At 73.7% G+C, this 7,314-nt stretch carries 7 protein-coding genes and 1 pseudogene; 2 read left to right on the top strand and 6 right to left on the bottom strand.

The genetic code is table 11. The annotated features are described in order from the left end of the window. From ACFQE5_RS19920 to ACFQE5_RS19895, 6 genes and pseudogenes are all read right to left on the bottom strand, one after another. Window positions 1-344, bottom strand: a pseudogene (locus ACFQE5_RS19920) (hypothetical protein); the annotation flags it as partial. Then, window positions 344-1,207, bottom strand: coding sequence for a cytochrome c biogenesis CcdA family protein (locus ACFQE5_RS19915; protein ID WP_379587152.1), 864 nt, complete (start codon window positions 1,205-1,207; stop codon window positions 344-346). The pseudogene ACFQE5_RS19920 and the gene ACFQE5_RS19915, both read right to left, overlap by 1 nt. After that, window positions 1,204-1,926 carry a DsbA family protein gene (locus ACFQE5_RS19910; protein ID WP_379587151.1) on the bottom strand — a complete coding sequence of 241 codons (723 nt, stop codon included), beginning with the start codon at window positions 1,924-1,926 and terminating at the stop codon, window positions 1,204-1,206. The genes ACFQE5_RS19915 and ACFQE5_RS19910 overlap by 4 nt, the downstream gene beginning before the upstream one ends. Before the next feature lie 53 nt (window positions 1,927-1,979). Beyond that, window positions 1,980-2,915, bottom strand: a complete 936-nt coding sequence (locus ACFQE5_RS19905; protein ID WP_379587149.1) for a M56 family metallopeptidase — start codon at window positions 2,913-2,915, stop codon at window positions 1,980-1,982. Continuing rightward, on the bottom strand, window positions 2,912-3,277 hold the full coding sequence (locus ACFQE5_RS19900) for a BlaI/MecI/CopY family transcriptional regulator (protein WP_379587147.1): 366 nt from the start codon (window positions 3,275-3,277) through the stop codon (window positions 2,912-2,914). The genes ACFQE5_RS19905 and ACFQE5_RS19900 overlap by 4 nt, the downstream gene beginning before the upstream one ends. Before the next feature lie 40 nt (window positions 3,278-3,317). Continuing rightward, a complete protein-coding gene (locus ACFQE5_RS19895; RefSeq protein WP_379587146.1) occupies window positions 3,318-4,160 on the bottom strand; it encodes a sulfite exporter TauE/SafE family protein in 843 nt (280 codons plus the stop codon). 305 nt (window positions 4,161-4,465) lie between these two features. Between ACFQE5_RS19895 and ACFQE5_RS19890 the strand changes: the two genes are divergently transcribed. Together ACFQE5_RS19890 and ACFQE5_RS19885 are read left to right on the top strand one after the other, a co-directional pair. Next, on the top strand, window positions 4,466-5,683 hold the full coding sequence (locus ACFQE5_RS19890) for a molybdopterin molybdotransferase MoeA (RefSeq protein WP_379587145.1): 1,218 nt from the start codon (window positions 4,466-4,468) through the stop codon (window positions 5,681-5,683). Between the two features lie 32 nt (window positions 5,684-5,715). Beyond that, window positions 5,716-7,284 carry a SulP family inorganic anion transporter gene (locus tag ACFQE5_RS19885; RefSeq protein ID WP_379587144.1) on the top strand — a complete coding sequence of 523 codons (1,569 nt, stop codon included), beginning with the start codon at window positions 5,716-5,718 and terminating at the stop codon, window positions 7,282-7,284. Window positions 7,285-7,314 lie beyond the last annotated feature (30 nt).

Raw genomic sequence — 7,314 nt, 5'->3', positions numbered from 1 at the left:
AGCAGCGCGATCTTGTTGCAGACCGGACAGCCGACGGCGAACCAGGACAGCGCCGCGCCGACCAGTGCCCGCAGCTGCGGGCGGATCGGCGCGGTCCCGGGTTCGGCCGTGTAGCTGGCCAGCAACAGGCCGCTGAGGATCGCCGTCAGCGCCAGGGTGGGGTAGCTCCACCAGGTGACCGGGAGGTCGCGACCGAACCAGGGCGTCGGCAGCACCGCCGTCGGGACGGCGATCAGCAGCGCCGCCACGACCGCTCCGCCCGCGGCGACCCCCCACCGCCGTGCCGACCAGTTCAGGGCCGACCAGTTCAGGGCCGACCAGTTCAGGGCCGACCAGCGGCGCATCACGGCTCCTCCGGTCGTGCGGCGGCATCCACCGCCGACTCGTGGGCTGCCCGGCGCCGCAGCAGCCGCCACGTCAGCAGCGCCAGCGCGACCAGGACCGCGACCAGCAGCACCGTGACATCCGACAGGCCGGAGACGGTGCGCTGCACCCACACCTGAAGGTCGAACTGGCTGTCGACGCCCGCGAGGCCGCCGAGGTTCGCGGTGCCGTCCGTGACCAGGAACAGGATCCCGATGCTCACGAACAGCAGGCCCGAGACGAGGCTGGTGCTGTGGGTGTGCAGCGGTCCGATTCGCAGCGGCCTGCCCCGCAGCCAGGACCGCGTGCCGAGCCGGAAGCGATCCCAGAGCATCGCGAGCGCGAACAGCGGGACCGTCATGCCCAGCCCATAGACCGCCAGCAGCAGCGCCCCGTACGCCGGGGCTGCGCCGACCGCCGCCACGGTCAGCACGCTGCCCAGCAACGGGCCGGAGCAGAACCCGGCGAGGCCGTAGACCGTGCCGAGCGCGAACACCGAGGCCGGCGAGGAGATGCGCAGCCGGCCGGACACCCGGGCCGCGGCCGTGGAGCCGAAGCCCTTGCCCAGGATGCTCAGCGCGCCGAAGCCGATCAGCAGCACGCCGCCGACGGTGGTGACCACGCTGCGGTACTGGGTGATGAGCGCGCCGACGAACGCAACGCCCGCGCCGAGCGGCACGAGCACCGCGGCCAGGCCGGCGAAGAACACCGCGGTGCGGGCCACCAGCGTGCCCAGCCGATCGAAGGCGTAGGCGAAGAAGGACGGGAGCAGCAGCGCCGAACAGGGGCTCAGCAGCGACAGCAGCCCGCCGAGAAACGCGCCGAGCAGGCCGATCCCGGTCACGACGCACCCCCGGCCGCCCGCTCGATCGCGGCGACGAAGGTGTCCAGCGGGTGGGCCCCGAGCATCGGCGTCCCGTTGATCACGAAGGCCGGTGTCGCCGGAACCCCCAGCGTCGCCGCCATGGCACCGTCGGCCTGCACCGCCGCCACGTTCTCCGGCGCGCGCATGTCCGCGCGGAAACGTTCGAGGTCGGGCACCCCGGCCTGGCGGGCGAACTCCACCAGCCGCTCGTCGGTGAGGTCGGCGTGGCCGGTTTCCGGGGCCACCGCGTAGATCGCCCGGTTGAACTCCCAGAACCGGCCCTGGGCGGCCGCCGCCCGACCGGCCTGCGCGGCCGTCGTCGACTGCGGCCCGAACATCGCGAGGTCGCGCCATTCGAGACGGACGATGCCGGACTCGACGTAGCGCGCCACCAGATCGGGCTCGGTGTCGCGGCTGAACTTGGCGCAGAACGGACACCGGTAGTCGTTGAACATGACGATGGTCACCGGGGCGTCGACCCGGCCGAGCGCCATCGGATCGTCGGGGATGCGCTGGGCGAGGTCGCCGAGCGGGCCGAGCGGCGCGGGGTTCCCGGTCTGCGCGGGCGCCGCCTCCGGGGTGGCCTCCGGTTCTCCCGGTGGACGTGCGACCAGCGCGCCGATCAGGGCCAGCGCGACGGCGACGAGCGCGACGAGCAGCCATCGTTCCCGGCGCGAGATGCCACTGCGGGTGTTCACCACGATCCTCCCACACTACTACTATGGAGCATAGTAGTAGTGGTGATCGGGACTCAGAACGTGGGGCAGGCCAGCAGGACGAGCCCGGCGACGCAGCCGACCGAGGCCGCAAGCGGTCCGGTCGAGGCGGTGGCCGCCAGCGTCAGCCCGGCGCGAGAACGGGCCCATCGACTCGCCGGACGCTGCCGGTGCAGCCACGCCCGCCGGTCCGCGACGGACTCGTTCGAGGCGCCCAGCGCTGCGATCGGGGCGTGACCGTCCGCCACATCGGCCAGCGCGTCGCTCACCGTCTCGGCGCCGCATTCCCGTGCGGCCGCGGCGTCCGCGGCGACCTCGACCAGGACGCGGACGACCGCGGGCAACTGCCGGCACAGCGGCGCGAAGGGCAGCGCACGATGGGTGGCGTCGGCCAGCAGCACCAGCAGATGGTGCCGACCCCGTAGATGTGCGTGTTCGTGCGCGACGATGGCCGCCCGGCGCGGTCCGGTCAGCCGGGCCACCGCGGTCGTGGCGACCACCACGCCCGCGCGCCCGCCGAGGCTGAACGCCATCGGCGCGTCCTCCTCCAGCCAGAACACCGAGTCCTCGCGGCGGCACACGAGCCGCAGCAGGGACAGTTGCTCGGCCCGCCGGCGCCGGTCCCGCCACGCCAGCTGGACGGTGATCATCGCCCAGCGCAGGACCGCGATCCCGGTGCTCGTCGCGAGGACGACCGCGACGACCTGCGCCCAGGGGATCGGCCCTGCGGTGGTGGCCGCGTTGAGGCAGTTGCGGGCCATCCCGAGAAGGCCGTCGACCTCGGTGCCGCCGGGGATGGCCAGGATCGCCGCCCCGGCCAGCGCGCTCGCCCACATCGCGGCCGCGGACCCGATCCACGCCGCCAGGGCCAGCCCCGGCTGCACCGCGGGGGTGAGCAGCCTGCACAGATACCGTGGCCCGAGGGCGGCGATGAGGGGCGCGCCGAGGATCAGCCCGATGCCGAGCGTCACGAGCCCTCCGCTCGCTCGCCGAGCGCCTGGCGCAGCAGGGCCGACTCCCGCCGGCTGATCGTGCGGGCGAAATGCAGCAGCACGCGTTCGGGGTCGCCGCTGGCGTCGAGGACCTCGCGCAGCACCTGGGCCCCGGCCTCGGCGCGGCTGTGCGCGGGCCGGTAGGCCCACGCCCGGCCCACCCGCTCGCGGCGCGCCCAGCCCTTGCCGTGCAGTTTGTCGAGGACGGTCATCACCGTGGTGTAGGCCAGGGGTCGGTCGTGGGCTTCGAGAATCTCGCGCACCTCGCGAACCAGCAGTGGCCGGTCGGCGACCCACAGCAGGTCCATCACCGTCGCCTCGAGCTCGCCGAGACCGCGCATCCCGTCACCTCCGCCGCCGGTGGTCGACCATATCCGCGGCTCAGCTCGCGAGGGAGAGCAGGCTCTGCCCGGCGACGAAGACCCCGACGAGCAGCAGCAGCACCGCGAAGGCCCGTCCGAGCGCGCGGCCGGGTAGCCGGTCGGCGACCCGTTTCCCGGCGAAGGACGCGACGATCGCGGCGATCAGGAACGGCGCGACGACCGCCCAGTCGAGGGTGAGGTGGCCGGCCCGGGCCCCCAGCGAGGCGACGGAGTTGATCACGATGATCAGCAGCGAGGTCCCGATGGCCGGTGCGATCGGCATCCGCAGCGCGAAGACCAGGGCGGGGACGACCAGGAAGCCGCCGCCGACGCCGAGCAGCCCGGTCAGGAACCCGACGGCGAGACCGGCCAGGACGACCTTCGCCGCCGTCGCCGTCCGGGAGCCGCGCACCGGGGCGCGCGTCGCGACGGCGGTGGCCGATCGGGTCGCCCCCGATCCCGTCGCCGGCTCCGGGGGCTCCGCTGGTCCGGTGTCGTCGCCGGCGGGGGCCTTGATCAGCATCGCGGTCGCGCACACCAGGATCAGCGCGGCGAAGGCGAGCAGCAGGACCGGCTGGGGCAGCCGCGCGTTGAGCATCGTGCCGAGATACGCGGCGCCGACGCCGATCAGCCCGAACGCCAGACCGGTTCGCCAGCGCACCAGCCCCGCCCGGGTGCGGGCCAGCGCGCCCACCAGCGCGGTGATCCCGACGATGACCAGGCTGCTGGTGGTGGCCTCCTGGGCGGTCTGGCCGAGCAGGTAGACCAGCACGGGAACCGCGAGGACGCCACCGCCGCCGCCCAGCGCCCCGATCACGGTTCCGACGACGAGGCCGAGGGCCACCGCCGATGCGGCGATCACCTGCGTCGGCCGGTGTCGCGGGCGTCCTGGTGTGCGTCGCTCATACGCGTGGTTCCCCCATGGTGTCAGCCGTTCGGACCTCGTCCTAATGTACGGTCTTTTGAGAGACGCCCTCAACGAGAGGGTGATCACCGGGGAGCGCGACCAGGCCGTTGCTTCGCGTGGGCGATTCAGCGTGCTGGACGTCGCGTGCCGGGGCCCGTGCATGGTTCAATGTCCGGGCAATGGACGCGACGCGCAGAGGTGGAATCATGCAGGTCAGCACAGCCATGATCCAGCCACCGGGTCGCTGAGACGTGTCCGGTATGGCTGCCATCGCGCGCGTTCCGGCGGGTCCGGTTGCCGATGCCCCGACCCCGTCCTGCGCTGGGCGTCGGCCCGGGGCGCTCTCCTGGGACGACGCCCGGACCCGTGCCCACGCCGCGGCCCGGCCGCTCCCGGCGGTGTCCGTCGAGCTGGTCGCCGCCTCGGGTGCCACACTGGCCGAGCCGTTGGCCGCGCTGGTCGACCTGCCCTCCTTCGACCGCTCGGCGATGGACGGCTACGCGGTGTGCGGAGAGGGCCCGTGGACCGTGGTGGGGGAGGTGCTGGCCGGATCGTCCTCGGCGCCGCGGCTGACCCGCGGGCAGGCCTGCGAGGTCGCCACCGGGGCGCTGCTGCCGGCCGAGGCCACCGCGGTGCTGCCGTACGAGAACGCGGTCCGGGAGGAACGGCGGCTGTCCGGGCCCGTCTCGCCGGGCGGGCACATCCGTCGGGCGGGCGAGGAATGCCGCACGGGTGAGCCGCTCGCGCCCGGCGGCACGACCGTCAGCCCACAGCTGCTCGGGCTGGCCGCCGCCGCAGGCCACGACCGGCTTCGGGTGCGGCCGCGCCCCCGGGTGTGCGCGCTGGTCACCGGTGACGAGGTCTGTGTCGCGGGGATCCCACCGATCGGCCGGGTGCGCGACGCGATCGGTCCGATGCTGCCCGGACTCGTCGCCTGGGCCGGCGGCACGCTGATCGCCACGACCTACCTGTCGGACTCGACGAGCGCGCTCGCCGAGGGGCTGGCCCGGGCCGAGGCCGAGGTGGTCCTCGTCTCCGGCTCCTCCTCGATCGGGCCCGCCGATCACCTTCGCGGCTGCCTCGACGGGCTCGGCGGAGAGTTGATCGTGGACGGGGTCCACTGCCGTCCGGGGCACCCGCAGGCGCTCGCCGCGCTGCCCGACGGACGGCTGCTGATCGGGCTGCCGGGAAACCCGTTGGCCGCGCTGGTCGGGTTCCTCACCCTCGTGGTCCCCGCGATCACCGGACTGCGCGGGGCGGCGCTGGACGAGCTGCCCGTGGTCGCCGGCGACTCACTGCCCCGGCATCGCAGCTCGACCAGGCTGCTGCCGGTCCGGACCGAGAGCGACGGAAGTCTCGCGGTGGTCGATCACCACGCGAGCGCGATGCTGCGCGGGGTGGCGGCGGCCGAGGCGCTCGCCGTCGTACCACCGGAAAGCGCCGATGGTCCGGTCCGGCTCCACGGGCTGCCGGACTGACCGGGCTGAACTGCGGGAGCAAAACTATGACGATGACGGCCGACGGTGACGCGCGACGCGACCCGCCCACGACGATCACGCGCCGTTCCTGGCGTGCCACCCTGCCCCGCGACGTCGTGGCCGGGGTCAGCGTGGCCATGGTCGGGATTCCGCAGTCGCTCGCCTACGCCGAGCTGGCCGGGATGCCCCCGGTGGTCGGCCTGTACGCGGGGGCGCTCCCGCCGGTGCTCGCCGCGCTGTTCGCGTCCTCGCCCTATCTGCAGACGGGTCCGGTGGCCATCACCGCCCTGCTCACCTTCGGCGCGTTGAGCACGATGGCCACACCCGGCAGCCCGGAGTACCTGACCCTCGGGCTGGGGCTCGCCCTGGTCGTCGGCCTGGCCCGGATCCTGCTCGGGTTGCTGCGCGGGGGGTGGCTGGCCTACCTCATGTCGCAGCCGATGCTGTTGGGGTTCATCCCGGCGGCCGCCCTGCTCATCGCGGGATCGCAGACCCCGAAGGCGCTGGGCGTGGAGTCCTCCGGACACGGCAACGTGCTCGCCGAGGCGGTCTGGGCGCTGGCCCACCCGGGACTGTGGAACCTCGCCGCCATCGCCATGACCGCGATGACGATCCTGCTCGTCCTGGGGGGCCGGCGGCTGCATGCGCTGTTCCCCGGGGTGCTGGTCGCGGCGATCCTCGGCACGGTGATCTCGGCGTTCGGCTGGTACTCCGGGGCCGTCGTCGAGCACATCCCGGTGGGCTTCCCGCCGTTCACCCTGGACGAGCTGCCCTGGGCCCGGATGCCCGAGCTGCTGCTGAGCGGCATCCTGATCGCCCTGATCGGGTTCACCGAGGCGGCGTCGATCTCCCGGCGGTTCGCCTCGGAGGAGCGCAGCCGGTGGAGCGCCGACCGGGAGTTCATCAGCCAGGGCGTGGCGAACGTGACCGCGGCCTGCACCGGCGGGATGCCGTGTGGCGGGTCGTTCTCCCGCAGCTCGGTGAACCGGCTCTCGGGGGCGCGGACCCGGCTGGCGGGCGGTGTCACCGGCCTGACCGTGCTGGCGTTCCTGCCGATCGCCTGGGTCCTCGAGCCGCTGCCGCTCGCGGTGCTGGGTGCCATCGTGATCTCGGCGGTGCTCGGCCTGATGAAGTTCCGGCCGCTGATCCAGCTGTGGCGCTACTCCGTGCCGCAGGCGATCGTGGCGTGGGGGACGTTCCTGGCCACCGTGCTGCTCACCCCGCGACTGGACTGGGCGGTGCTCATCGGGATCGGACTGTCGCTGGCGGTGTTCCTGTGGCGCGAGCTGCAGCTGGCGACCGATGTCGTCGAGGCCGACGGCCTGATCGAGTTCACCCCGCGCGGCGTGCTGTGGTTCGGCACCGCGCACCGGTTGGACAGCGCGCTGCTGGAGGCCCTGGTGGAGCATCCCGACGCGGAGCGGCTGCGGGTCGACCTGAGCCGGTTGGGCCGGATCGACACCAGCGGCGCGCTGGCCCTGCGCGCGCTGCTGGATCAGGCGCGCACGGCCGGCCTGGACGCCGAGATCCGGGATGTGCCCCCGCAGTCGCGGCAGCTCATCGAGCGGATCCTCGCCCCGGAGCGGGATCCGCTCAACTGATCGACACGCGAGCGCGCTGGGCGACGCCCA

Source organism: Pseudonocardia hispaniensis, from assembly GCF_042658695.1.
Classification (GTDB): Bacteria; Actinomycetota; Actinomycetes; order Mycobacteriales; family Pseudonocardiaceae; genus Pseudonocardia; species Pseudonocardia hispaniensis.
Note: the sequence above shows the minus strand (reverse complement) of the source record. Positions and strands in the feature narration are given on the sequence as shown.

Bases quoted from the DNA above. Each gene is read 5' to 3' on its own strand.
- ACFQE5_RS19890 (WP_379587145.1), top strand. From the start codon at position 4,466: ATGGCTGCCATCGCGCGCGTTCCGGCGGGTCCGGTTGCCGATGCCCCG.
- ACFQE5_RS19885 (WP_379587144.1), top strand. From the start codon at position 5,716: ATGACGGCCGACGGTGACGCGCGACGCGACCCGCCCACGACGATCACG.
- ACFQE5_RS19900 (WP_379587147.1), bottom strand. From the start codon at position 3,277: ATGCGCGGTCTCGGCGAGCTCGAGGCGACGGTGATGGACCTGCTGTGG.